Below are 24,310 nucleotides of genomic sequence, written 5' to 3' on the forward strand. Positions count from 1 at the left end.
CAGGCACTTAACTCTGACAGGTATGGGGCATATTCTGCACAGCGCTCTGTCAGCCAGCATATTATACGCTAGGACAGCGCAGCGATTTTGCGCACTTAGCTGTAATGAACTGACAGGAACCAGGACCCGTCAATGGAAAAAAATCGTAACTTCTTTCTCACCATTGGCCTGTCGATTCTGATTCTCACGCTCTGGCAGGTATTCTATCTGGGGCCAAAGACTGAGGCTCAGAGAGAACAGGCACGGATTGAAGCGCAGAATACTCAGAATGCGCAGGCAACATCCGCCAATGGTGCAACATCTGCCAATATCCCGCAGGGCAATGCGCCTCAGGCTGGTATTCCGGGTCAGACAGCAGAGGCTCAGGGAGCAAAACCTGTTACCCGTGAAGCAGCGCTGACTCAGAGCAAGCGTATCAGCATTGATACACCGCGCGTCAGCGGCTCGATCAATACTGTCGGCGCCCGTCTCGATGATCTTTTCCTGAAGGATTATCGCGAAACCGTTGATCCGAAATCCCCTGAAATTGAACTGCTTGCACCATCAGGCGTGAAAAAGGGCTATTTCGCTGAACTCGGCTTCTCCGGCAATGATGCAATCGGTACTGTTCCGGGTCCTGCAACCGAGTGGAATATTGAAGGCAATGACAAGCTCACCCCTTCAACACCGGTAACCCTGACCTATGCCAACGAAAAAGGCATCCAGTTTAAGCGCGTGATCTCCGTTGACGAGAACTATATGTTCGCCGTTGAGGATACGATCACCAACCCGACTGATGCTGCCGTTTCACTCAGCTCCTATGGCCGCGTAACCCGTTTTGAAAAGCCTGAACATGCCAGCGGTACTTATGTATTGCATGAAGGTCTGATCGGCGTTGTCGGCGATCAGGGTCTGCAGGAAATTTCCTATTCCAAGATCGAAGACAACAAGAACATGCCGCTTGCCAAAGCAACAGGCGGCTGGCTTGGCATTACCGACAAATATTGGGCTGCGACACTGATTCCGCCGCAGAACGAAAGCTTTGAAGCACGCTTCTCTTACTTCACTGACGGCACACCGCGTTATCAGGCTGACTTCCTCAGCGCGCCTGTAACCATTGCTGCCGGTCAGAACACCGTCATCAAGAACCATGTTTTTGCCGGTGCAAAAGAAGTTGCCAAGATCAAAGAGTATGAAGAAAAACTGGGCATCAAGCAGTTCGAACTGCTGATCGACTGGGGCTGGTTCTACTTCATCACCAAGCCGATGTTCTATCTCATCGACTGGATCTATAAATTCTCCGGCAATTTCGGTGTTGCTATTCTGGTGGTTACCGTTCTGCTGAAAGCCCTGTTCTTCCCGCTGGCCAACAAGTCCTACAAGTCGATGGCCCGCATGAAGATGATGCAGCCTGCGATGCTGGAAATCCGTGAGAAATATGCGGATGACAAAGTTAAGCAGCAGCAGGAAATGATGCAGCTTTACAAGCGCGAGAAGATCAACCCGCTGGCCGGTTGCTGGCCGGTGCTGGTGCAGATCCCTGTATTCTTTGCGCTCTATAAGGTTCTCTATGTCACCATCGAAATGCGTCATGCGCCGTTCTTTGGCTGGATTCATGACCTTGCTGCGCCGGATCCGACATCGCTGTTCAACCTGTTTGGTCTGCTGCCTTGGGATGTTCCTGCATTCCTGATGATCGGTGTATGGCCGTTGATTATGGGTGTCACCATGTTCCTGCAGATGCGCATGAACCCGACCCCGCCGGATCCGACACAGGCTGCGATCTTCACATGGATGCCGATTATCTTCACATTCATGCTGGCTGCATTCCCTGCAGGTCTGGTTATCTACTGGGCATGGAACAACACATTGTCCATTCTCCAGCAGGGCATGATCATGAAACGTCAGGGTGCCAAGATCGAACTTTTTGACAACCTGAAAGGCATGTTCAAAAAGAAAGAACCTGCGGCACCGGCGAAAACCGATAAGCCTGCCAAGAAATAAAACAAACAGAAAAGCCCCCTTTACGGGGGCTTTTTTATATCTGAAGCGCATTGACGGTTGACAAAAGCCACTGAAAGCTCAATGCCATAAAGAACAGTGTTATGTTGCAATGACACGGATATAAGCCACAGGAAGAATTGAGTGACCGAAGCAGAACTGGCCGTCGCAAAAGAAGCAGAGAAATATGCAGCACTTGTTGCCGAGGGCAAGGCTCTCTTCAACAAGCGATGGATTTTTATCCGCGGCGTGCCGTCCATGAAATTTCTGCCGCCGGAAGGCCCTGTTGAAATCGCTTTCGCCGGTCGCTCCAATGTCGGCAAATCCTCGCTGATTAATGCGATTGTCGGCCAGAACGGCTTGGCACGCACATCCAACACGCCGGGTCGTACGCAGGAACTCAACTATTTCGTACCGGATGGTTATTCCGGTGAGAATGGTGACCTGCCGCCATTGGCACTCGTGGATATGCCGGGCTATGGTTTTGCGGAAGCGCCGAAATCCATGGTTGATGCGTGGACACGTCTGGTTTTTGATTATTTGCGCGGCCGCACCACGCTGAAGCGTGTTTATGTGCTGATTGATGCCCGTCACGGCATTAAAAAGAACGATGCGGATGTGCTGGATCTATTGGATAAAGCCGCCGTCTCCTATCAGATCATTCTCACCAAGATCGACAAGATCAAGGAAGCAGGCGTGCCGCGCCTGATGGCGGAAACTCAGAAAGCGATTGCACGCCGTCCGGCCGCTTTCCCGCAGATTCTCGCCACATCCTCCGAAAAAGCCATCGGCTTTGATGCAGTGCGCGCTGCGATTGCCCTGCTGACCAAGGAATAGGAACCACGCCAGGTGGTTTCTTTATCACTCACATAACCCTTCATGCCGTGGAGTGCTCCATGACCGCGACAAGCCCTGAAATCCAAGCACAACTCCTCTCAGCCGCCCTGCCCTTCATGCAGCGCTATGAGAATAAAACTGTCGTCGTTAAATATGGCGGTCATGCCATGGGCGATGCGGCATTGGGCAAGGCCTTTGCCCGCGATATCGCGCTGCTCAAACAATCCGGCATCAACCCGATTGTTGTTCATGGCGGCGGCCCGCAGATTGCTGCAATGCTTGGCAAGCTTGGCATTGAATCCCGTTTCGAAGGCGGCCTGCGCGTTACCGATGAAAAAACGGTTGAAGTGGTTGAGATGGTTCTCGCCGGTTCAATCAACAAAGAAATCGTGGCGATGATTAATGCCGAAGGCGAATGGGCAATCGGCCTGTGCGGCAAAGACGGCAATATGGTTTTCGCTGAAAAAGCGCACAAGACTTATCGTGATCCGGATTCCAATATTGAGCGCGTGCTTGATCTGGGCTTTGTCGGCGAGCCGGTTGAGGTTGATCGCACCCTGCTCGACCTTCTGGCACGCTCCGCCGTTATTCCGGTGATTGCGCCGGTTGCACCGGGTCGTGATGGCAATACTTACAATATCAATGCAGACACCTTTGCCGGCGCAATTGCCGGTGCGCTGAGCGCAACACGTCTGCTGTTTCTCACCGATGTACCGGGCGTTCTGGATAAGAACAAAAACCTGATCAAGGAATTGTCGGTTGCAGATGCACTGGCACTGATTGAAGACGGCACCATTTCCGGCGGCATGATCCCGAAAGTGGAAACCTGTATTGATGCAATCCGCCGTGGTGTGGAAGGTGTGGTTATCCTCAATGGCAAAACCCCGCATTCCGTATTGCTGGAATTGTTTACGGAGCATGGTGCCGGCACACTTATTGTGCCGTAACTAACAATGCACACTTATTGTGCCATGAACTAAAGAGCACGCTTATCGTGCCGTAACGACAAGACCCTATAAAAAATCCCGCAATTTGCGGGATTTTTCTTTGAGCATTTCCAGCAAAAGTGGGAACCGGTTTTGCGTAGGATAATGCGTGAAAAAATGTCTTATTGCCATAATAATAAGAACAGAATGCCGGTAACAATCAGGATACATCCGGCCACTTCCATCCGGTTGATCCGCTCTTTAAAAATGAACACTGCCGAGATGAAAGTAAAAATCAGTTCGATCTGCCCGAGCGCACGCACATAGGCCACCTGCTGCAAGGCCATGGCTGTAAACCAGCCCATTGATCCCAGTACGCTGGACAGGCCAACCAGCGATGATGAGCGCCATGATTTCAGCACCAGAACAATCTCATTCTTGTCCTTAATCAGCATCCAGACCAACATGAAAACCGTCTGGAATGTCGTCACACAAGCCAAAGTTACCGCTGCCTGCATGATCGGGTTCGGGCCATCCAGCGACAGTGCTGCGGAGCGATAGGCCACAGCAGAAATACCGAACACACCGCCCGAAGCAATACCGATCAAAGCTGTACGGCTGACCAGCGCTTTAAACAAATTGCCCCAGCTCAGCGGCATACGTGCGACTGAAATCAGCATCACACCCAGTACACCAACAATAATTGCCAGAACGGCACCGGTCGTCAGGCGTTCTCCCAGCAGGATCAGCCCAAAGATGGCCGCCTGCACGGGCTCGGTTTTGGAATAGGCCGTGCCCACTGCAAAGTTGCGCAGGGTAAACAAATAAACCAGCATGATAGTGGCGAAGATCTGCGCCAGCCCGCCGACAACACTCCAGAACAGGAATGCACCGTTAAGCTGCGGCAAAGCAAAGCCCGCAAAGAAATGCAGACCCAGCACATAAAGAATGGCGACAGGAAAACCATAACCAAAACGCACAAAGCTTGCGCCTCTGGTGCCGAGCTTGCCTTGCAGTTTCTTTTGCAGTGTCGTGCGCACATTCTGCATAAAGGCAGCGGCAATTGTAATCGGTATCCAGAGTTCCATGATTATGCAGTGCTTTTCTGTTTTGTAGAAATATATCAGGCTCTGTTTGCCCTGCCCCGCCGCTAAATACAAGCCACTCGCTTCAGCGCTTAAGTGTCACGATAAATAAAGGCTGATCTTTACAAAACTTCGTGGCATAACACCTGCATGACCAATTTACCTGAACCGCGCCACTTCGCCCATGTCACTGACTGGGTGTTTGATATGGATAATACACTCTATCCGCACGACACTAATCTGTTCTCGCAGATTGATGTGCGGATGACATCTTATGTCTCAGAACTGCTGCAGCTGCCACGCGATGAGGCGCGCAAGGTTCAGAAGCGGTTCTATCAGGAATATGGCACCACCCTGAAAGGGCTGATGGAATGTCACAAGATTGACCCTGACGACTTTCTCGCCAAAGTGCATGACATTGACTATACGTGGCTGAAACCCGATCCGCTTCTGGGTGAAGCCATTGCCCGCCTGCCCGGCCGCAAATTCATCTATACCAATGGCGATCGCAAACATGCGGAAAATGCGGCAGCACAGCTTGGCATTCTCGACCGTTTCGATGATATTTTCGATATTGTTGCCGCACAGCTGGTGCCAAAACCGGAGCGTGCACCTTATGAGCTGTTTTACAAACAATGCGGAATCAACCCGCAAAAAGCAGCCATGTTTGAAGATCTGGCACGCAATCTCACAGTGCCAAAATCCACCGGCATGCGCACAGTTCTGATTGTGCCGAATAATTTTGAACCGGATTTCAGTGAGATTTGGGAAAGTGATCCCGCCTTTACTGACAGCGTGGATTTTGTCACGGATAATCTGACAGAGTTTCTGACTGCGCTACACCCGTAAATGCATCAACCCGTGCACAGCAAACGCCGTTTCACTTCACTGGAAGCGATGATCGATGCAACCGCGCACCGGCTGCTCGATCAGTTACCACAGCATGGCCTCTCCGGCGCACTGGTTGAGTTTCTGGTTTTCGGGCTGAAACAGGCATGGGCATGCCTGTTCGGCGGCGTCATGCTCGGGCTGATCATTCTCAGCAAATATCTGTGGGCGGACGGCTCTGCCCTGCCGCAACTGATCACACGCTATGATTTCCTGTTTCTGTCAGCCATCACCATTCAGCTGCTGATGCTTTTATGCCGCTTGGAAACCTTACGTGAAGCCAAGGTCATTCTGATTTTCCATATTGTCGGCACGGCAATGGAAATCTTCAAAACCCATATGGGGTCGTGGATTTATCCGGAGGAAAATCTGTTCCGTATCGGCGGCGTGCCGCTGTTTTCCGGCTTTATGTATGCGGCAGTCGGCTCCTATATGGCGCGGATCAACCGGATTTTTGACATCAGACTGGCAAACTATCCGCCATTACCGCTGACTTTTGCACTCGCCACCGGCATTTATATTAATTTCTTCAGCCATCATTATTTACCAGATATGCGCTGGCTGCTTTTTGCAGTCACCGCACTGATGTTCTGGCGCACCAGCATGCATTACCGCGTGTTCCGTTTTCGCCACCGTATGCCACTGCTGCTGGCGTTCTTCCTGACTTCCCTGTTTATCTGGATTGCCGAAAATATCGGCACATGGTCACGCGTCTGGCTCTATCCCGGTCAGCATGACCAATGGGTGCCGGTCTCGCTGTCCAAGCTCGGCGCATGGTATCTGCTGATGATTATCTCTGTTGTGCTGGTGACCGTTATTCATCCACCGAAACAGCCGGACGACAGGCAATAAAAAACGCCGGTGCGTTTACACACCGGCGTTTTAAATTCTCGCGATCAGCACTTACAGATCATAGTGATCTTTCACGACATTCCATGCCTCATCGGCCGTATCCACATAATGGAACAGCTCCAGATCTTCCGGCGAAATTGTGCCCTGCTCGGAGAGATACGGAATATTGATCGCCTTCGTCCAGAACTCTTTGCCGAACAGCACCAGCGGCACACGCTCCATACGGCCGGTCTGCATCAGGGTCAGCGTCTCAAACAGCTCATCCATGGTACCAAAACCACCCGGAAAGACGGCAAAAGCCTTGGCACGGAACAGGAAATGCATCTTGCGCAATGCGAAATAGTGGAAGTTGAAGCACAATTCCGGCGTGACATAGGCGTTCGGCGCCTGCTCATGCGGGAGCACAATGTTCAAACCGATAGACGGCGCACCAATGTCGGCCGCGCCACGATTGCCCGCTTCCATCACACCCGGCCCACCACCGGTGACGACGACGAATTCACGGTAATAGGTTGAAGCCGAATATTCCGAACAACGGCGGGCAAATTCCCGCGCTTCTTCGTAATAGACGGAATTAGCTTCAAGGTTCTTTTTCTGAACTTCATTTTTCGCAGCCCATGCCTCGCCGCCCGGCTCAGGGATACGCGCGCCACCGAACAGTACGACAGTCGACTTGATGCCGCGCTCTTCCATAATCATTTCCGGCTTCAGCAGCTCAAGCTGCAGGCGGATCGGGCGCAGTTCCCGCTTGGTCATAAATTCCGCATCACTGAATGCCAGCTTATAGGCCGGCGCACGGGTTTGCGGTGTATCCGGCACCGCAGCGACGCGCTTAACAGTTTCACCGGAATTGCTGAAAGGTGTCCAGCCATCTTTCTCAAGCGGATTCATGCAATATCATCCTGTTGTGGCAGCGACATCAATTATAAAAAAGCAAGCCACTGTTCGTGTTTCCATATTGAGTGTCTGAATCAAAAATCGTCAGGCCGAGACGAAAAGGGGGATTTCGAGAACCGGAACGGAGCGTACCTATTGTACGTGAGTACCGGAAGCCCAGAAATTGCCCTTTGCAGGCCGGCATGGCGACTTTTAGATCAGATACTGAGGCATATAGTGCAAAAGCGGCAATGCCAAGATTGACCATGCTTTGAGCATAGCCTAATCATTTGCCGAAAATATTCCGTAATCTGTATATTTCGTCAGGCATTTCGTCTGAATGACGAAATAAATGCGATTTAATTCCGTTTCAACACCTCAGGAGCAGTAATATGTCCCAGCCTGATCTGTCAGCTCTCGAAAAAATTATCACAAAAGCTTTTGATGAGCGTGACACAGTCTCGGTATCTACCACCGGAGAAATCCGTGATGCCGTCGCACAATCCCTCTTGCTGCTCGATCAGGGTAAAGTACGTGTTGCCGAAAAACAGGCAGACGGTAACTGGACAGTCAATCAGTGGCTGAAAAAAGCAGTTCTGCTTTCCTTCCGTCTTAACCCGATGGAAATCATCAAAGGCGGCCCGGGTGAATCCGTCTGGTGGGACAAAGTCGCTTCCAAGTTTGACGGCTGGGGTGCAGATGAGTTTACACAGGCCGGTTTCCGCGCTGTGCCAAACTGCGTTGTACGTCATTCCGCTTATATTGCACCAAATGCCATTCTGATGCCGTCTTTTGTCAATCTCGGCGCTTATGTCGGTGAAGGCACTATGGTTGATACATGGGCAACAGTCGGCTCCTGCGCTCAGATCGGCAAGAATGTGCATTTGTCCGGTGGCGTCGGCATCGGTGGTGTGCTTGAGCCGCTGCAGGCCGAACCAACCATCATCGAAGACAATTGCTTTATCGGCGCCCGCTCGGAAGTTGTGGAAGGTTGCATCATCCGCGAAGGTTCGGTGCTTGGTATGGGTGTCTATATCGGCAAATCCACCAAAATCGTCGACCGCGCAACCGGCGAAGTCTTCTACGGCGAAGTACCACCTTACTCAGTTGTTGTTGCCGGTACTATGCCGGGTAAACCACTGCCAAATGGTGAAGCAGGCCCGAGCCTTTATTGTGCCGTTATCGTTAAGCGTGTTGATGAGAAAACCCGCTCGAAAACTTCAATCAATGATCTGCTGCGTGATTAAAAGCAGCTTTTCACAAACAATAAAAGCGGCGGGCCTCAAGCCCGCCGCTTTTTGTTTGCACTACCGTCAATTAACGACGGGTGCTTGCAGGCGAATGATCGTCAAAGCCGTTAGCGGAACCGTCACTATAGGTTTCAGCCTGCGTGCTGGTTACAGTCGCATTAGCAGTCACAAATGTCTGGTCAGCTCCGTACAGATTGTCTGGAATACCGGCATTTGGATTTTCAGCAAAAGCAGCACCGGCAGTCAGAGCAAGGGCGGCAACAGTCAAAGCAATCTTTTTCATTTTCATATTCCTTTTATAGGCCGGTCATTTTCAACGGATCAGTTGGGAGGTCTGTTCATCAGACGTTGAAATCCGGCTGTCATTCATAATGTTAATGTTATGCGGAGGAGGTGCCGGCTAAATTAGCCGTTATAGCTGGATGGTGAATTATCACCGAAACCGTGAGCCGAACCGTCTGTAAAGGTTTCAGCCTGCGTGCTTTTCACGGTTGAAGTGGTAATCACAGGTGTCTTGTCATTGCTGTACAGATCATCAGGAATGCCAACATTTGGATTTTCAGCAAAAGCGGCACCGGCAGTCAGAGCAAGGGCGGCAACAGTCAAAGCAATCTTTTTCATTTTCATATTCCTTTTATAGGCCGGTTATTTTCAACGGATCAGTTGGGAGGTCTGTTCATCAGACGTTGAAATTCGGCTGTCATTCATAGTGTTGATATTATGCGGAGGATGTACCGGCTAAATTAGCCGTTATAGCTGGATGGTGCATTATCACCGAAACCGTGTGCGGAACCGTCTGTAAAGGTTTCAGCCTGTGTGCTTTTCACAGTTGAAGTGGTGATCACAGGTGTCTTGTCATTGCTGTACAAATCATCAGGAATACCCGCATTTGGGTTTTCAGCAAAAGCTGCTCCGGCAGAAAGAGCAAGTGCAGCAACAGTCAAAGCAATCTTTTTCATTTTCATATTCCTTGTTCAATTTATGTGAACGTGCTTGGGAGAAGCGCCGTTCCGATGACCCTGAGATAGGAGCCATTGTTTAGGATTTCAACTCACATAAATTTTACGAATAAATAAAAATTCTGACACAATCTTTCCTTGAAAAAACAACGAACACATATCAATTCAATAAAATCAATAGCTTAATAGCTTAAAAATTCGACAGATATTTCAATATTCGCTGTATCATTCTCTAAATAGAGACATTCCGTTCGTTGTATCGTTCCTAATTAATGAACAATAACAGTTTTATCACAATATTATTACCGGCTGTTACAGTGCTGTTTTTGGAATTAGATACCGGCAAATCACAGTGTGACTCATCAAAGATAGATTCCAGATGCGCCAGCTTGCGGCATCTGCTAAGCCTTGTGCATGATGACCACATTTGATCCCGCCGAAAATCTCGCTGCTCTTATCCGCTGCCCGTCAGTTACACCGGCAGAAGGCGGAGCTCTCACAACGCTGCAGGCAATGCTGGAACCGCTCGGCTTCAAAATCGAGCGTCCTGTCTTCACCGAAGAAGGCACGCCGGACATAGAAAATCTCTATGCACGCCTCAAAGGCACAGGCCCGCATCTGATGTTTGCTGGCCATACCGATGTCGTGCCGACCGGTGATCTCTCGCTCTGGAAGCACCCGCCTTTTGCAGCCGTTATTGAGAATGGTGAACTCTATGGCCGTGGTGCAGTTGATATGAAAGGTGGCATTGCCTGTTTTGTTGCCGCAACCGCCCGCTATCTGAAAAAATTTCCGGATCGCAAGCCGAATATTTCTTTCCTGATTACCGGCGACGAAGAAGGCCCTGCAATCAACGGCACAGATAAATTACTGCATTGGGCAAAAGCTAAAGGCGAAAGCTGGGATGCTTCCCTTGTCGGCGAGCCAACCAATCCTGACCGTCTGGGTGAAACAATTAAAATCGGCCGCCGTGGCTCTGTCACCGGCACGGTAACAGTTCATGGCACACAGGGGCACGTGGCTTATCCGCATAATGCGGATAATCCGGTGCGCGGTATTATGGCTCTGCTGAACAGCCTGCTGATACCGGCCTATGATCAGGGTACAGAGAATTTTCAGGCGACCAATCTGGAAATCACTTCGATTGATGTCGGCAATCCGGCAACCAATGTCATTCCGGCAAAAGCAATCGCCTCATTCAACATCCGCTTCAATGACACATGGACAGCCGATACTCTGCAAAAAGAAGTTACACGTCGTCTGAGCGATGCTGCACAGGACAATCCGTTCCGGCAGGATAAATCGGTGCCACTTCACTATGAGTTACAGTGGAGCGAACGCCCGAGCCATGTATTTCTGACCCGCAATGACAAGCTGATTGACTCTCTGAACGATGCGATCAAAGCGGTGATCGGCAAACAGGCCACACTTTCCACATCCGGCGGCACATCTGATGCCCGTTTCATTAAAGATTATTGTCCTGTGGTGGAATTCGGCCTTGTCGGCCAGACCATGCATATGGCCAATGAGCGGACGTCACTGCAAGACCTTGAAAATCTCACCGCAATTTACGAAAAATTCCTTGAGGGCTTTTTCGCCTGAGTCATTTTACTTCGGGTGCCTGTCGTGAAAACACAGGCACCTCTTTCGTCGTCACTTATACAGGTTGCCCATGCCCAGTTTTGAAGAGATTCAGTATTATTTCTCCGCAGTCTGGCGCACCATGACCGGCCATCCGGAAGCATTGAATGATCTGAATACGGATGCAGACGGTTTCTGGCGATCTTTTTATGCAATCCTGATTTCTCTGCCGCCAATGCTGATCGGTTGGGTCGAAATCGCAGCCCGCCTTACCGAAGGAACAGAAGGCGGCGATGCAACAGCATTGCGCCTTATCAATACGGTCAAGCTCGGCGCTATTGATATGATTGTCTGGCTGTTACCGCTGCTCATCATCGGCTTCCTGAGCCGCAGCCTTGGCCTTGAACGCCGTTTTTCCACCTATGTAGTCGCTACCAACTGGACCACGGCTTTATTTGCGTGGATTTATGCCCCGCTCTCATTCCTCAATCTGCTGCTGCCGGATTTGTCTCCGGTCTTCGCAGGTATCGGTTTCGGGCTGTTTCTGGCGACATTGGTGCTGAGCTACAGGCTCACCCGTGCAGCATTGCAACGGCCACATAGTTTCGCCGCGCCATTTTTCATTTCTATAGTGTTGGGCAGTATTATGCTGACAATCATACTGCAAAATCTGGCAGGTTTTATGCCTGCTCTATAAAATCAGCGGATAATCCGCACCAATCATATAGAGGCCATGGGCAGGTGCCACGACACCGCAGGCTTTACGGTCACGCGCTTCCAGTGCCGCCACCAGATCGTCATTGGTCCAGCGGCCTGTACCCACTTCGCTGATGCTGCCAACCAGTGACCGCACCTGATTATGCAGGAAAGACCGTGCAGATGCCCGCACCTCAATCAACTCGCCATGGCGCTGCACATTCAAGAGATCAAGCGTTTTAACAGGGCTTTTGGACTGACATTGTGTTGAGCGGAATGTCGTAAAATCATGCAGACCGACAAGCAATTGTGCGGCCTCGTGCATGGCATCCGTATCCAGCTTTTTCGCCACCCACCAGGCACGGCTGGCTTCCAGCGCCAAAGGTGTGCGACGGTTGATTATGCGGTAAATATAATGTCGTCCCAGCGCACTGAAACGCGCATCAAAATGATCCGGCACTTTCTCGACATTAATCAGAAAGACGCTCTCTTTATCCAGTGCCAGATAGGCATTGACCGCATCGCGCACTTTGGATGCGCCCCAATCCTTGGTCAGATCAACATGGGCGGTTTGTTGAAAAGCATGAACGCCGGCATCGGTACGCCCTGCAGCACCAATTGAATTACTGTCACCGCAAAATTTGAAAATCGCGGCTTCAATAGCCCCCTGCACCGTCGGCGCATTATCCTGCCGCTGCCATCCGGCATAGGGCGAACCATCATATTCAACTGTCAGGCGATAACGCGGCACTCAACTCTCTCCGAATGCAGAAGCATAAATCAATTTACCTTGCAAAGGCGCAAGAGTGGCTGTGTCCGTGAGGTGCTTTGCCTGCAAATATTTAGCCGGATAAACACTCTCAAGTCCGGCAGCATCGGCAACACTGTAACCGAAGCGTCCGTAATAGGCCGGATCGCCTAAGACAATGCTCAGAACCTCACCTTGCTGAACCAGCAGCTTGTGTGCGGCCTCAACCAGAGTACTACCCAGTCCCGTCCGCTGCATTTCCGGTGACACAGCAAGCGGCGCCAAAGCAACAGCAGCCAGACGATTGCCGGACTGTTCGACCCATAATCTGGAAAACAGAATATGTCCGGCAATTTGACCGGCAATTTCCGCAACCAGCTCCAGCACAATGTCACCATCAGCGGCCAGCTTGCGTACCAATGCAACCTCATCAGCCCCGTCAAAAGCAGCGGCAATCACACCATCAATCGTTGAGCGATCCTGCTCTCTGACGGGGCGTATATCCGGCTGCTTGACAGGAGAATGACTCATGACAGAATTGTACCGGTTGCGAGCTTAACGCCATTGCAAAATTCGGTACTACTCACCGGCTTACCACCCGCTTTTTGTACCAGCGTCAGCGCAACCGCGCCCTCACCACAGGCAATCACCAGCTGACCTTCCAGCACCTCACCGGCTTTGCCAGCGCCATCAGCGATCACCGAACGCAGCACTTTCACGCGTTCAAGCTGACCATTGATTTCCATTTCGCACCATGCCCCCGGAAACGGGCTCAGCCCACGGATACGGTCATGCACGGCCTGTGCAGGTTGCGACCAGTCGATGCGCGCTTCGGATTTTTCAATCTTGGAGGCATAGGTCACGCCATCTTCTGACTGCGGGTTGAGCTTCAGACTGTCACGCTCCAGTGCAGCCATAGCACGCACCATCAGATCGGCACCCGTAATACTCAAACGATCATGCAACTCGCCGCAAGTCATATTCGGGGTAATGGTGATTTTCTCGACCATGGCGACAGGGCCGGTATCCAGCCCCTCATCCATTTTCATAATCATCATGCCAGTCTCGGCATCACCAGCCATAATCGCACGCTGAATTGGCGCCGCACCACGCCAGCGCGGCAACAGAGACGCATGACCATTATAACAACCAAGTGCAGGTGCTTCGAGAATAGCCTTTGGCAGCAACATGCCATAGGCAACAACCACAGCGACATCCGCATTGAGATCGCGGAAAATCTGCTGTTCTTCTTCACTTTTCAGGCTTTTCGGGGTGAAAACAGGAATACCGAATTCTTCCGCTTTTTCATGCACCGGCGATTTCGTCAGTTCCAGACCACGACGACCGGCCGGACGCGGCGGCTGACTGTAAACAGCCACAATTTCATAGCCCTGTCCGATCAGCGCTGTCATCACCGGAACAGAAAATTCCGGCGTGCCCATAAACACAATACGTAACGACATAGACTATCCTACCTACACTCTCTGACCTGACCGTAATTCAGCCTGTATTTCAGATTTTTTTACCTGAAGCCGGCACATGGGTCTTGGCCAGTTTTTTGAATTTCTTGATCACCATATCCCGCTTGAGCTTGGAAATATGGTCGATAAAAAGCACGCCATCCAGATGGTCAATCTCATGCTGCAGACAGGTCGCCATCAGGCCCTCAGCTTTGATTTCCTGCGGTTTACCGTCCAGATCCTGATAGGTCACGCGCACAGTCGCAGGGCGTTCCACTTCCGCATAATAATCAGGGATCGAGAGGCAACCTTCTTCATAGCTGCTCGGCTCATCCGAGCGCTCGACAATCACCGGATTGATAAAGACATGTGGCGCAGGGGCATCGCCCTCTTTCGCCAGATCAATCACCACCATACGGATCGGCTCAGCCACCTGAATTGCAGCCAGACCAATACCCGGCGCATCATACATCGTGGCAAACATATCGTCAGAAAATTTACGCAAATCCGCATCGAAACGCTCAACGGGTTTGGAAACCTGACGCAAGACCGGATCAGGAATAAAAATAATCGGCTTAATGGTCATCACAGTGATCCGGTGTTGCAAATGATTGAAAATATCTGACACCCGCGCAGGCAGGCACAATCGGAATGATGTCCGATCTAATCTCTCAGCACTCCGCCGTCAATAAATTACATGAGATGAACAAAAATTTGTTCACGTTTTATTCTTATATTTACCGCGAATCGTGTAATCTTTATCTATGGAAACATTATCTGCTTCAGAAATACCGGCATCCTTTGCGGGCGCTCTCGGCCTCAGCCCCGCTCAGTTCTTACTGGCGGCGGGCGGTTTTGTACTGCTCATCATCCTTCTGCTGTTCTGGCTGTCCGGCCGTAACAGCAGAACGATGTTGCATGCACAATTCCAGTCGGAAGAGCGAGCGCGCGAGGCAGAAATGCAAATGCAGTCGATCCTGAAAAGTCAGGCAGAGATGCAGGGCCGGATGCAGACAATGGCAGAGCTTTTCGGCGCCAGACAGGCAGAGCTCAATAAATCTATCCGCGACCGGCTCGACGGCATGACCAGTCATCTTGGCCGCAGCATCAATGAACAGACCCGCTCGACCCATGAAAACTTAAGCAAGTTGCAGGAGCGGCTGGCGGTGATCGACACCGCGCAGAACAACATCCAGTCGCTCGCCGGTCAGGTTGTGCAATTGCAAGCCATCCTCGCCAATAAGCAAACGCGGGGTGCTTTCGGCCAGTCGCGGATGGAAGCAATTATTGCCGACGGTCTGCCAATGGGTGCCTATGAATTTCAGGCTACACTCTCCAATGGCATGCGCCCTGATTGTCTGGTACGGATGCCCAACGGCACAGCCTCATTAGTGGTCGATGCCAAATTCCCGCTGGAAAGCTGGAATGCATTGAAGGCCTCGGAAACACCGGAAGCCAAACGTCATTACGAACAGCTGCTCCGCCGTGATATGGAGGTACATATCCGTGACATTGCCGCCAAATATTTCATCAGCGGAGAAACACAGGATACGGCTTTTCTGTTTGTGCCGTCAGAATCGATCTTTGCGGAAATTCACGAGAATTTTGAGATGATTATCCAGCGGGCGCACCGCTCACGGGTGGTTATCGTCTCGCCTTCCCTGCTGATGCTCTCCATTCAGGTCATCCAGTCTGTGCTCAAAGATGCGCGGATGCGGGAACAGGCGCATCTCATTCAGGGAGAAGTTGTGCGGCTGATGGATGACGTATCACGCCTTGATGAGCGTGTGCGCAAATTACAAACCCATTTCTCACAGGCCAGCCGCGACATTGACGATATTCTGATCTCATCTTCCAAAGTCACCCGTCGTGGTGCGAAGATTGAGGCATTGGAACTCCCTATTTCTGGTACAACGGAAGGGCAACAATCATTCAGAGAAGTTAGAAATTAAAATAAGCTTGGAGCGTGTCCATATCGCTCCAAGCAAAAAAATTAACGAGTATGACACTCAAGCGAACAATGTCTGCAACCATCGGCGAGGTAATAATATTTTTTTGCTTCCATTACAGCGGCTTGGCACCCATAAAAATCCCCTAAATATTTTTTATTTTCAACTGATGGCATCCAAAAACAGCCCTCCTTATGAACCTCACGATCCCCATTAATCTGAGCATTTTTATTCATATAATATTTCAAGTCACAACTCCTAAATAAGAATGAAACTTCAATATAACAGCAATGTATATTTAAACAAATAATTTCACTTAAATAATATTTAATTAAATTAAACTTAAATATAAAATAATTACTTGTATTAACCTGCACAAAAATCGACAACCATTAAAATAAATTGAGATTTTTAGAGCCCCCCGCTACAGCAATACAACAAAATATCTATCTTAAATTATGCCCGCAACACTTTGCCCGACAAATAAAAAAGCCGGACGCACATTGCATCCGGCCTTAATTCTACAATAAAAATCAGTAGTTTATGTCTTTATATATTACATAAAGACCAGAGCCTGATCAGCCCTTCATTGTCTCACGAATACGGGCAACCAGCGCATCACTTTCCGGAAAGCCGTTTTCAGCTTTACGATCCCACACCACCTGCTCATTCAGACGGATGATGTAATTGCCGTCGCCGCCCGGAATAAGCGCGATCTCACCGACTTCATCACCGAATGCCTGCAACAATTCCTGAGCCGCCCATGCAGCACGGAGCATCCAGTTACACTGGATGCAATATTCAATGGTAATACGTGGTTTAGCAGTCATATCGAAATATCCTATATTAAGTAGAGCGTTCCCGTTCATATTGAATCGTTAGAACCACTCTACTCTTTTGTTTTACGCATTTTCCTACGCAAAACCGGTTCCCACTTTTGCTGGAAATGCTCTAAAACAACCCCGCCGGAAGGCGGGTCTGCTCGAAATCTATGAAGTGATTATTCATCACCCATTTTAAGCGCCTGAATAAAGGCTTCCTGCGGAATTTCCACCTTACCGAACTGACGCATGCGCTTTTTACCTTCCTTCTGCTTTTCCAGAAGTTTGCGCTTACGCGAAACGTCACCACCGTAACATTTCGCCGTCACGTCCTTACGCAGAGCCGAGATCGTCTCACGCGCAACAATACGTCCGCCAATTGCCGCCTGAATCGGAATTTTGAACATATGCTGCGGGATCAGGTCTTTCAGCTTTTCACACAGCACACGGCCACGTTTTTCAGCGGCAGAACGGTGTACCAGCATGGAGAGTGCATCAACCGGCTCGTCATTGACGAGGATCGACATTTTCACCAGATCACCTTCTTTATATTCCGACAGATTATAATCGAAAGAAGCATAGCCTTTGGAAATCGACTTCAGGCGATCGTAGAAATCGAACACCACTTCGTTGAGCGGCAGTTCATAGGTCACCATCGCACGCGGGCCGACATAAGACAGATCGACCTGAATACCACGACGCTCCTGACAGAGTTTCAGGATCGAACCGAGATAATCATCCGGCGTCAGAATCGTCGCTTTAATCCACGGCTCTTCAATGGACGTGATTTTCACCACATCCGGCATATCTGCCGGATTGTGCAGTTCCTTCACCGAACCGTCGAGCATATTCATGCGATAGACAACGGAAGGTGCAGTAGCGATCAGATCAAGATCAAATTCGCGGGAAAGGCGTTCCTGAATGATTTCAAGATGCAACAGCCCGAGGAAACCGCAACGGAAACCAAAGCCCAAAGCGGCCGATGTTTCCATTTCAAAGGAGAAGCTCGCATCATTGAGACGCAGCTTGCCCATGGCAGCACGCAAATCTTCAAAATCAGCCGCATCAACAGGGAACAGACCGCAAAAAACCACCGGCTGTGCAGGTTTGAAACCCGGCAGCATGGTTGTTGTCGGACGCTTATCCTCGGTGATCGTATCACCGACGCGGGTATCTGCCACTTCCTTGATCGAAGCGGTGATAAAGCCAAGCTCACCCGGCCCCAGATCTTCAACAGCCACCATTTTCGGTGTGAATACGCCGACGCGCTCCACCGGATATTTGGCACCTGTGCCCATCATGCGGATGGTCTGACCTTTTTTCAGCACACCGTCGATGATGCGCACCAGTACGATTACGCCGAGATAGGTGTCATACCAGCTATCCACCAGCATGGCTTTGAGCGGTGCATCACGATCGCCTTCTTTTGGCGGCGGCAGGCGCTCAACAATCGCTTCCAGCACATCCGGAATACCCAGACCGCTTTTCGCGGAGATTTCCACAGCATCCGATGCATCGATACCGATCACATCTTCAACCTGTTCTTTCACGCGCTCAGGATCAGCCGCAGGCAGATCAATCTTGTTCAGCACAACAACCAGATCATGATTATTGTCAATCGCCTGATAAACATTGGCCAGCGTCTGCGCTTCCACGCCCTGAGAAGCGTCCACCACCAGCAGCGAACCTTCACAGGCCGCCAGTGAACGGGAAACTTCATAGGCAAAGTCAACGTGGCCCGGCGTGTCGATCAGGTTGAGAACATAGTCCTCACCGTTTTTCGCACGATAATTCAGGCGAACGGTCTGCGCCTTGATCGTGATGCCGCGCTCGCGCTCGATATCCATCGAGTCGAGCACCTGCTCTTTCATTTCACGATTATCAAGGCCGCCGGTTGCTTGAATCAAACGGTCGGCAAGTGTCGACTTCCCATGATCAATATGGGCGACGATGGAAAAATTCCGGATATGGTCAAGTGGTGTGCTCATGCGCGCGATTTAGCAGCAGATTTGCGCAAAGGCAAAGGGGATTCATGCAAATCGGGGCAAAACAAAGCTTAAAGTGTAATCTTTCGGGGTATGGTGCATTATGTCCCCTTTGCGAAACGGCAAAAAACCAGTAAAGCGTGACCCCAAAGCTGGCAGAACGCGCAAGACATCGCGGGGCAGCACTGGAAAGTTCACTGCATAGAGATGGACACATCGCTAGCAGTTATCATGCCGCAATAGGACCGGCGCAGGAGACAGGTCATGGACACGCAAACGCTTAATCACCGCACAACACCAAAGCTGGTTACAGTTTTCGGTGGTTCAGGTTTTGTAGGGCGTCATGTTGTTGATGCACTGGCACGGCGCGGTTACCGTGTGCGTGTTGCTGTGCGCAAACCGGAAATTGCCTATTATATGCAGCCGCTTGGCAATATCGGTCAGATCCAGCTGGTTCAGGCCAATATCCGCCATCGCTGGTCAATTGAACGTGCCGTCAAAGGCGCGGATTATGTTGTTAATCTGGTTGGTATTCTGACTGAAGGCGGCAAACAGCGTTTCAACACTGTTCATGCCATCGGTGCAAAACATGTAGCTGAGGTTGCTGCCGCTGCCGGTCTGCCACTGCTGCATATGTCGGCACTCGGAGCAGATCTGAAAAGTGCATCCGAATATGCCCGCACCAAAGCCGAAGCAGAACGTCAGGTACTGAGCGTAAAGCCGGATGCAGTTATTCTGCGCCCGAGCGTCATTTTCGGCCCTGAAGACCAGTTCTTCAACAAATTCGCCAGCATGTCCCGCTTCTCCCCGTTCATGCCTCTGATCGGCGGCGGCAAGACCCAGTTCCAGCCGGTTTATGTCGGCGATGTGGCTGAAGTGATTGCCCGCGCGGTTGAGGGTAAATTGCAGGCAGGCAAAGCCTATGAACTGGGTGGCGCTGAAGTGCTGACCCTGCGTCGTTGCATGGAAATTTCGCTGGAAGTGATCGGCCGTAAGCGCGCCTTCATCAACCTGCCTTGGTGGGTTGCCAGCCTGCAGGGCAAGATTCTCGGCCTGCTGCCAAACCCGCCGCTGACCAGCGACCATGTTAAATTGCTGAAGAGCAATAATGTGGTTTCACAGGAAGCTGCGGATGCTGACCTGACACTGGAAGGTCTTGGCATCAAACCACAGGCAATTGATGCAATCCTGCCATCCTATCTCTGGCGCTACCGTGTGCTGGGTCAGTATGACAAGGCAAGCCTTGCCCGCTAAGCCATTCATAAATTGAATAAAATAAAGGCCCCTTTCGGGGCCTTTTCTGTTTCATATATTTGAAGCTTACCCCCAGACCATCAATGCGGCCAAACCGGCGGAACCGACGATCAGTCGCCACCAGGCAAATAATGCAAAACCGTGGCGGGAAACATAATCCAGCAAATAACGCACAACAATCACACCGGAGATGAAAGCCGCAACAAAGCCGATACCAATCTGCGCCATATCATTCGTTGAGAGCAGCGCATGATTTTTATAGAGATCATAGGCAAAAGCACCGGCCATTGTCGGCATTGCCAGAAAGAACGAAAATTCTGCAGCGGAACGCTTATCCGAGCCCATCAGCAAAGCACCGACAATGGTCGAACCGGAGCGGGACACCCCCGGAATCATTGCCAAGCACTGCACAAGACCGATCATGAAGCACATTTTCAGCGGATATTGCGTCACATCATTATAGCGCGGACGCAGCGGCAGACGATCCACCCACAGAAGAACAAAGCCGCCGACAATCAGCATCGAACAGACCAGCACCGGCGTTTCAAACAAAACCTGCTTGATATAGCTATGTGCCATTGCGCCGATCACGGCCGCCGGCAAGAAGGCCAATATGATTCCGGTTGCGAAGCGCCTTGCACCCGCATCCCGAGGCAGATCAGTCAGCAGCTTCCACAAACGTCCGAAATAAACACTTAAGATTGCGAGAATAGCTCCAAGCTGAATCAGCACCTCAAAAGTGCGGCCGGTTGATTCAAAGCCAAGAAAATGTCCTGCCAGCAAAAGATGGCCTGTAGACGAAACCGGCAGAAACTCGGTCAGACCTTCCAGAAGACCGAGAATCGCAGCCTCGAATATTGCCCATGCGTCCATAATGCTGAATACCTTTGTCTGCGTTATATAAAAATTGCTGCCGGTTCTGACAGGCTTTAAACATCTGATTTATGCAGACATCCTGTCAGCAAGCTGAACATGAGCAGAAAAACAATCGCCCTGCCTTAAATTCAGCCTGTTGAAATGTTTTTACTCAAAATGCAATGCATCTTTATGTAACTCACCCGTCCTAACCAATTATTTATAGGAAGCCTGTATAATTACGCAAAATGCTCTACAACCGCATTTTTATTGCGTCTGATGTTTTAATCTAACCCCTCATCTGCCGCTCAGGTTTAACCCTCTGCCGGACCGGAACCTTCTGTAAGGTCTGACTCTTTTGCAGATCGGCTACAAGCTGGCAGATTATTCAGTCCGATTACCGGCTCACCGGTGGCAATGTCCCAGACCATGCCGCTTCCAAGCCACACCTGAAAGTACTATCGAACCACATGCTCACGCTGTTTCACCATCCGATGTCTACAACCTCCCGTTATGTCCGTCTGATTCTCAATGAATATGGCGTGGAAGCGGAAATGATTGAGGAACGTCCGTGGTCACGCAGAAAAGAGTTTCTGGCACTCAATCCTGCCGGAACTTTGCCGGTTTTGCTGGCCGAAAATGACTGGCCGGTTGTCGGCGCCACAGTGATCGCCGAATATATGGATGAAACCCGCGGCGCGCTGAAGCGCAATCGCCGTCTGCTGCCGGAAACCCCGATGGAGCGCGCTGAAGTGCGCCGTCTCGTCGACTGGTTTCTGATTAAATTTGAAAATGAAGTCACCCGTCATCTTGCCCGTGAACGCGTATTCAAATTGCAGATGTCGCAGGAAATGGGCTCATCCGCGCCGGATTCCACAGCAATCCGCGCAGCCCGTGCCAATATCCGCCAGCATCTGCGCTATACAGACTGGCTGGCCGCGACCCGCAACTGGCTGGCCGGTGATACACCAAGCTATGCCGATATGGCAGCGGCTGCCGGTATTTCCATTCTCGATTATCTGGGGGAGATTGAGTGGGCAGAACACCGCGCTACCCGCGAATGGTATGCGCGCATGAAATCCCGTCCTTCTTTCCGTCCGCTTCTCGCTGATCGTGTGCGCGGCATTTTTCCGGCATCCCATTATGGCGACCTCGATTTCTGATCGCGCTCCAAAGAAACCTCTGCCGAAAAGCGATGAGCCTCCTGCTGTCCGTCTGAAGCGCTTCTTAATGGAAGAGGCCGCAGCGGTCGGTTTTGACGTTGTGGCGATTACGACGCCGGACGCCATTCCGCAGGCACCGCAGCGGTTGCGCTATTTTCTGGATCATGGCCGCCACGGCTCCATGGAATGGCTGGAAGAAACAGCTGACCGGCGCTCGAACCCGTCTGAGCTTTGGCATGAAGTACGCTCCATCGTCATGCTGGCGATGAATTACGGCCCAGACCACGACCCGCGCACTCTGCAAAGCAAAAAAGACTGCGGGGCGATCTCGGTCTATGCGCAGAACCGCGATTATCACGATATTATCAAAGGCAAGCTCAAACATATGGCCAGCCGCTTTGCGGCACGAACCGGCCATGAGGTGAAAGTCTTTGTCGATACGGCTCCGGTGATGGAAAAGCCGCTGGCGGTTTCCGCCGGCATGGGCTGGCAGGGTAAACATACTAATATGGTGAGCCGCGAATATGGCTCATGGCTGTTTCTCGGCTCGATTTTCACCACGGCTGATCTTGAACCCGATCGTGCTGGCAAAGACAGTTGCGGCAAATGCCGCGCCTGTCTTGATGCCTGCCCGACAGATGCCTTTCCCGCCCCCTATCAGATTGATGCGCGGCGCTGTATTTCCTATCTCACCATCGAGAATAAAGGCCCTATCCCGCACGAATTTCGCACCATGATGGGCAACCGTATCTATGGTTGTGATGACTGTCTGTCGGCCTGTCCGTGGAACAAATTCGCGCAGGTCTCCAGAGAGGCCAAATTACAGGCTCGGGAAGAGCTGAAAGAACCGGCTCTTGATACTCTGCTGCAACTCGATGATCCCGCTTTCCGCACGCTGTTCAGCGGCTCGCCGGTCAAGCGGATCGGGCGTGACCGCTTTATCCGTAACGTGCTGATTGCAGTTGGGAATTCAGATAATCCGGCCTATCTCCCAATGATTGAGCAATTACTGAGTGATCCCGCACCGGTCACACGCGGGGCTGCTGTCTGGGCACTATCTCAACTGGCTGATGTGCAGCAATTTCTGCATCAGAAAAACCAGCATCTTCCCCTTGAACAAGAGGCCGAAGTGATCGAAGAATGGCTGACTGCCGCAGCGCAAATTGAGAGAAACAAATAATGCATATTTTTCTGTTCGGCTCCGGCTATTCCGCTCATTATTTTATCGAAGCACTCAAGCAAAATCCGGCAGCAAAAATCAGCTCAATCACCGGAACTGTCCGCCGTCCGGAACAGGCAGAAATTTTACGCAAAAACGGTATCACACCTGTTTTCTTTGATGCGGAACAAGGCCTCAGCGCAGCATTGCGCGATGAATTGCAACAGGCAACGCATATCGTCTCGTCTGTCGCGCCATTAACCGGCAGCGCGGATGAAACAGACCCGATCCTGCGGCTGATGCCGGAAGGCCTGCCCTATCACGCGCCGAATGCGCGTTTCATCAGCTATCTGTCCACCATCGGTGTTTACGGCGATTATCAGGGCGCATGGGTGGATGAAACATCAGAGCTGAAACCGCTTTCTGCCCGCTCTGTCGCCCGTGTGACCGCCGAGAAGGAATGGCTGGCGCAGGTAGAAGGCACAGATATTGCCTGTGCCATTTTACGGATTGCCGGAATTTACGGCCCGTCTTTTCAGGGGCAGGCACGCAATGCTCTGGCCAATATCAAACAAGGCCGTGCGCATCGCCTGATTAAAAAAGACCATGTTTTCAACCGTATTCATGTGGAAGATATTGGCGGTGCATTGGCACATCTGGCACTGAACAATCAGGGCGGCATTTATAATCTTGCCGATGATGAACCGGCACCGGCACATGAAATCATCTCCTATGCCGCAGAATTGTTGGGCGTTACTCCGCCGCCAGCCATTGATTATGAAACGGCTGAGCTTTCTCCGATGGCGCGTTCGTTTTATCAGGAATGCAAACGGGCTTCCAATGCCGCATTGAAAGCAACCGGCTATCAGTTGCTTTATCCGGATTATCAGGCAGGGCTGAAAAAACTTCTGCAAAGCGGCAAAGGGCTCTGAACCCGCCGCGACTGTGATATTTTTACGCTTGTCAGCCAAGGCAACTCAGTCGAT

Annotated in this window: 25 protein-coding genes; 13 read left to right on the plus strand and 12 right to left on the minus strand. The window is 51.1% G+C overall.

Features of this window, described 5'->3' with window-relative positions; genetic code table 11:
• Positions 1-132 precede the first annotated feature (132 nt).
• The 3 genes from yidC (at position 133) to argB (ending at position 3,764) form a co-directional block, all read left to right on the plus strand.
• A complete protein-coding gene (gene yidC / locus LDL70_RS11940) occupies positions 133-1,983 on the plus strand; it encodes a membrane protein insertase YidC (RefSeq protein WP_213598882.1) in 1,851 nt (616 codons plus the stop codon).
• 141 nt (positions 1,984-2,124) lie between these two features.
• On the plus strand, positions 2,125-2,817 hold the full coding sequence (gene yihA, locus LDL70_RS11945; protein WP_022712484.1) for a ribosome biogenesis GTP-binding protein YihA/YsxC: 693 nt from the start codon (positions 2,125-2,127) through the stop codon (positions 2,815-2,817).
• Between the two features lie 59 nt (positions 2,818-2,876).
• The gene (gene argB, locus LDL70_RS11950) at positions 2,877-3,764 is read left to right on the plus strand and encodes an acetylglutamate kinase (RefSeq protein WP_022712483.1); all 888 of its coding nucleotides are present in this window, start codon (positions 2,877-2,879) and stop codon (positions 3,762-3,764) included.
• 161 nt (positions 3,765-3,925) lie between these two features.
• Here argB and LDL70_RS11955 read toward each other — a convergent pair whose 3' ends face one another.
• Positions 3,926-4,831 carry a DMT family transporter gene (locus LDL70_RS11955; RefSeq protein ID WP_220160195.1) on the minus strand — a complete coding sequence of 302 codons (906 nt, stop codon included), beginning with the start codon at positions 4,829-4,831 and terminating at the stop codon, positions 3,926-3,928.
• A 147-nt stretch (positions 4,832-4,978) separates the two neighbouring features.
• Here LDL70_RS11955 and LDL70_RS11960 point away from each other — a divergent pair, with 147 nt between their 5' ends.
• Together LDL70_RS11960 and LDL70_RS11965 are read left to right on the plus strand one after the other, a co-directional pair.
• Entirely contained in the window at positions 4,979-5,677 is a 699-nt protein-coding gene (locus LDL70_RS11960) for a pyrimidine 5'-nucleotidase (protein ID WP_022712481.1), read from the plus strand.
• Between the two features lie 12 nt (positions 5,678-5,689).
• On the plus strand, positions 5,690-6,568 hold the full coding sequence (locus LDL70_RS11965) for a DUF817 domain-containing protein (protein ID WP_225685145.1): 879 nt from the start codon (positions 5,690-5,692) through the stop codon (positions 6,566-6,568).
• Positions 6,569-6,619: 51 nt separating this feature from the next.
• On the opposite strand, the gene LDL70_RS11970 is transcribed toward LDL70_RS11965, so the two are convergent.
• The gene (locus LDL70_RS11970) at positions 6,620-7,459 is read right to left on the minus strand and encodes an LOG family protein (RefSeq protein WP_022712479.1); all 840 of its coding nucleotides are present in this window, start codon (positions 7,457-7,459) and stop codon (positions 6,620-6,622) included.
• A 377-nt stretch (positions 7,460-7,836) separates the two neighbouring features.
• On the opposite strand from LDL70_RS11970, the gene dapD reads away from it, so the two are divergent.
• Positions 7,837-8,691 carry a 2,3,4,5-tetrahydropyridine-2,6-dicarboxylate N-succinyltransferase gene (dapD, locus tag LDL70_RS11975; protein ID WP_220160197.1) on the plus strand — a complete coding sequence of 285 codons (855 nt, stop codon included), beginning with the start codon at positions 7,837-7,839 and terminating at the stop codon, positions 8,689-8,691.
• Positions 8,692-8,761: 70 nt separating this feature from the next.
• On the opposite strand, the gene LDL70_RS11980 is transcribed toward dapD, so the two are convergent.
• The 3 genes from LDL70_RS11980 to LDL70_RS11990 form a co-directional block, all read right to left on the minus strand.
• Positions 8,762-8,977, minus strand: a complete 216-nt coding sequence (locus LDL70_RS11980; protein ID WP_225685146.1) for a hypothetical protein — start codon at positions 8,975-8,977, stop codon at positions 8,762-8,764.
• A gap of 122 nt (positions 8,978-9,099) precedes the next feature.
• On the minus strand, positions 9,100-9,315 hold the full coding sequence (locus LDL70_RS11985) for a hypothetical protein (RefSeq protein WP_022712476.1): 216 nt from the start codon (positions 9,313-9,315) through the stop codon (positions 9,100-9,102).
• A gap of 122 nt (positions 9,316-9,437) precedes the next feature.
• Positions 9,438-9,653 (minus strand): hypothetical protein, encoded by a 216-nt coding sequence (locus LDL70_RS11990; protein WP_022712475.1) that lies wholly within the window; start codon positions 9,651-9,653, stop codon positions 9,438-9,440.
• A 414-nt stretch (positions 9,654-10,067) separates the two neighbouring features.
• Between LDL70_RS11990 and dapE the strand changes: the two genes are divergently transcribed.
• Complete coding sequence (gene dapE / locus LDL70_RS11995; RefSeq protein WP_370637670.1) at positions 10,068-11,255, plus strand: succinyl-diaminopimelate desuccinylase; 1,188 nt, start codon at positions 10,068-10,070, stop codon at positions 11,253-11,255.
• Between the two features lie 70 nt (positions 11,256-11,325).
• Positions 11,326-11,931 carry a hypothetical protein gene (locus LDL70_RS12000; protein ID WP_225685147.1) on the plus strand — a complete coding sequence of 202 codons (606 nt, stop codon included), beginning with the start codon at positions 11,326-11,328 and terminating at the stop codon, positions 11,929-11,931.
• Here LDL70_RS12000 and truA read toward each other — a convergent pair.
• From truA to def, 4 genes are read right to left on the minus strand one after another with little or no spacing between them, the layout of a single operon-like run.
• Complete coding sequence (truA, locus tag LDL70_RS12005; RefSeq protein WP_151160114.1) at positions 11,926-12,681, minus strand: tRNA pseudouridine(38-40) synthase TruA; 756 nt, start codon at positions 12,679-12,681, stop codon at positions 11,926-11,928. The genes LDL70_RS12000 and truA overlap by 6 nt on opposite strands.
• The gene (locus LDL70_RS12010; protein ID WP_225685148.1) at positions 12,682-13,209 is read right to left on the minus strand and encodes a GNAT family N-acetyltransferase; all 528 of its coding nucleotides are present in this window, start codon (positions 13,207-13,209) and stop codon (positions 12,682-12,684) included.
• On the minus strand, positions 13,206-14,141 hold the full coding sequence (gene fmt / locus LDL70_RS12015) for a methionyl-tRNA formyltransferase (RefSeq protein ID WP_225685149.1): 936 nt from the start codon (positions 14,139-14,141) through the stop codon (positions 13,206-13,208). The genes LDL70_RS12010 and fmt overlap by 4 nt, the downstream gene beginning before the upstream one ends.
• Before the next feature lie 49 nt (positions 14,142-14,190).
• Complete coding sequence (gene def, locus LDL70_RS12020) at positions 14,191-14,724, minus strand: peptide deformylase (RefSeq protein ID WP_122092461.1); 534 nt, start codon at positions 14,722-14,724, stop codon at positions 14,191-14,193.
• 178 nt (positions 14,725-14,902) lie between these two features.
• On the opposite strand from def, the gene LDL70_RS12025 reads away from it, so the two are divergent.
• Positions 14,903-16,090 (plus strand): DNA recombination protein RmuC, encoded by a 1,188-nt coding sequence (locus LDL70_RS12025; RefSeq protein WP_370637671.1) that lies wholly within the window; start codon positions 14,903-14,905, stop codon positions 16,088-16,090.
• 575 nt (positions 16,091-16,665) lie between these two features.
• Here LDL70_RS12025 and LDL70_RS12030 read toward each other — a convergent pair.
• Together LDL70_RS12030 and lepA are read right to left on the minus strand one after the other, a co-directional pair.
• Positions 16,666-16,917 (minus strand): SelT/SelW/SelH family protein, encoded by a 252-nt coding sequence (locus LDL70_RS12030; RefSeq protein WP_116088892.1) that lies wholly within the window; start codon positions 16,915-16,917, stop codon positions 16,666-16,668.
• Between the two features lie 170 nt (positions 16,918-17,087).
• Positions 17,088-18,896, minus strand: a complete 1,809-nt coding sequence (lepA, locus tag LDL70_RS12035) for a translation elongation factor 4 (RefSeq protein WP_022712466.1) — start codon at positions 18,894-18,896, stop codon at positions 17,088-17,090.
• A 261-nt stretch (positions 18,897-19,157) separates the two neighbouring features.
• Here lepA and LDL70_RS12040 point away from each other — a divergent pair, with 261 nt between their 5' ends.
• Positions 19,158-20,147: a complex I NDUFA9 subunit family protein gene (locus tag LDL70_RS12040; RefSeq protein WP_225685150.1), complete on the plus strand. Its 990-nt coding sequence runs from the start codon at positions 19,158-19,160 to the stop codon at positions 20,145-20,147.
• A gap of 66 nt (positions 20,148-20,213) precedes the next feature.
• On the opposite strand, the gene LDL70_RS12045 is transcribed toward LDL70_RS12040, so the two are convergent.
• The gene (locus LDL70_RS12045; protein WP_022712464.1) at positions 20,214-21,020 is read right to left on the minus strand and encodes an undecaprenyl-diphosphate phosphatase; all 807 of its coding nucleotides are present in this window, start codon (positions 21,018-21,020) and stop codon (positions 20,214-20,216) included.
• A gap of 452 nt (positions 21,021-21,472) precedes the next feature.
• Between LDL70_RS12045 and LDL70_RS12050 the strand changes: the two genes are divergently transcribed.
• From LDL70_RS12050 to LDL70_RS12060, 3 genes are read left to right on the plus strand one after another with little or no spacing between them, the layout of a single operon-like run.
• Positions 21,473-22,165 (plus strand): glutathione S-transferase family protein, encoded by a 693-nt coding sequence (locus LDL70_RS12050; RefSeq protein WP_075657062.1) that lies wholly within the window; start codon positions 21,473-21,475, stop codon positions 22,163-22,165.
• Positions 22,146-23,345, plus strand: a complete 1,200-nt coding sequence (gene queG / locus LDL70_RS12055; protein WP_370637672.1) for a tRNA epoxyqueuosine(34) reductase QueG — start codon at positions 22,146-22,148, stop codon at positions 23,343-23,345. Before LDL70_RS12050 ends, queG begins: the two co-directional genes overlap by 20 nt.
• Positions 23,345-24,256 carry an NAD-dependent epimerase/dehydratase family protein gene (locus LDL70_RS12060; protein ID WP_225685151.1) on the plus strand — a complete coding sequence of 304 codons (912 nt, stop codon included), beginning with the start codon at positions 23,345-23,347 and terminating at the stop codon, positions 24,254-24,256. Before queG ends, LDL70_RS12060 begins: the two co-directional genes overlap by 1 nt.
• The last annotated feature ends 54 nt before the right edge of the window (positions 24,257-24,310 follow it).

The organism is Pseudochrobactrum sp. XF203, from assembly GCF_020341615.1.
GTDB lineage: Bacteria > Pseudomonadota > Alphaproteobacteria > Rhizobiales > Rhizobiaceae > Pseudochrobactrum > Pseudochrobactrum saccharolyticum.

Bases quoted from the DNA above. Each gene is read 5' to 3' on its own strand.
- yidC (WP_213598882.1), top strand. From the start codon at position 133: ATGGAAAAAAATCGTAACTTCTTTCTCACCATTGGCCTGTCGATTCTG.
- argB (WP_022712483.1), top strand. From the start codon at position 2,877: ATGACCGCGACAAGCCCTGAAATCCAAGCACAACTCCTCTCAGCCGCC.
- LDL70_RS11955 (WP_220160195.1), bottom strand. From the start codon at position 4,831: ATGGAACTCTGGATACCGATTACAATTGCCGCTGCCTTTATGCAGAAT.
- LDL70_RS11960 (WP_022712481.1), top strand. From the start codon at position 4,979: ATGACCAATTTACCTGAACCGCGCCACTTCGCCCATGTCACTGACTGG.
- LDL70_RS11970 (WP_022712479.1), bottom strand. From the start codon at position 7,459: ATGAATCCGCTTGAGAAAGATGGCTGGACACCTTTCAGCAATTCCGGT.
- dapD (WP_220160197.1), top strand. From the start codon at position 7,837: ATGTCCCAGCCTGATCTGTCAGCTCTCGAAAAAATTATCACAAAAGCT.
- LDL70_RS11980 (WP_225685146.1), bottom strand. From the start codon at position 8,977: ATGAAAAAGATTGCTTTGACTGTTGCCGCCCTTGCTCTGACTGCCGGT.
- LDL70_RS11985 (WP_022712476.1), bottom strand. From the start codon at position 9,315: ATGAAAAAGATTGCTTTGACTGTTGCCGCCCTTGCTCTGACTGCCGGT.
- LDL70_RS11990 (WP_022712475.1), bottom strand. From the start codon at position 9,653: ATGAAAAAGATTGCTTTGACTGTTGCTGCACTTGCTCTTTCTGCCGGA.
- dapE (WP_370637670.1), top strand. From the start codon at position 10,068: ATGATGACCACATTTGATCCCGCCGAAAATCTCGCTGCTCTTATCCGC.
- LDL70_RS12000 (WP_225685147.1), top strand. From the start codon at position 11,326: ATGCCCAGTTTTGAAGAGATTCAGTATTATTTCTCCGCAGTCTGGCGC.
- LDL70_RS12010 (WP_225685148.1), bottom strand. From the start codon at position 13,209: ATGAGTCATTCTCCTGTCAAGCAGCCGGATATACGCCCCGTCAGAGAG.
- fmt (WP_225685149.1), bottom strand. From the start codon at position 14,141: ATGTCGTTACGTATTGTGTTTATGGGCACGCCGGAATTTTCTGTTCCG.
- def (WP_122092461.1), bottom strand. From the start codon at position 14,724: ATGACCATTAAGCCGATTATTTTTATTCCTGATCCGGTCTTGCGTCAG.
- LDL70_RS12025 (WP_370637671.1), top strand. From the start codon at position 14,903: ATGGAAACATTATCTGCTTCAGAAATACCGGCATCCTTTGCGGGCGCT.
- LDL70_RS12030 (WP_116088892.1), bottom strand. From the start codon at position 16,917: ATGACTGCTAAACCACGTATTACCATTGAATATTGCATCCAGTGTAAC.
- lepA (WP_022712466.1), bottom strand. From the start codon at position 18,896: ATGAGCACACCACTTGACCATATCCGGAATTTTTCCATCGTCGCCCAT.
- LDL70_RS12040 (WP_225685150.1), top strand. From the start codon at position 19,158: ATGGACACGCAAACGCTTAATCACCGCACAACACCAAAGCTGGTTACA.
- LDL70_RS12045 (WP_022712464.1), bottom strand. From the start codon at position 21,020: ATGGACGCATGGGCAATATTCGAGGCTGCGATTCTCGGTCTTCTGGAA.
- LDL70_RS12050 (WP_075657062.1), top strand. From the start codon at position 21,473: ATGCTCACGCTGTTTCACCATCCGATGTCTACAACCTCCCGTTATGTC.
- queG (WP_370637672.1), top strand. From the start codon at position 22,146: ATGGCGACCTCGATTTCTGATCGCGCTCCAAAGAAACCTCTGCCGAAA.
- LDL70_RS12060 (WP_225685151.1), top strand. From the start codon at position 23,345: ATGCATATTTTTCTGTTCGGCTCCGGCTATTCCGCTCATTATTTTATC.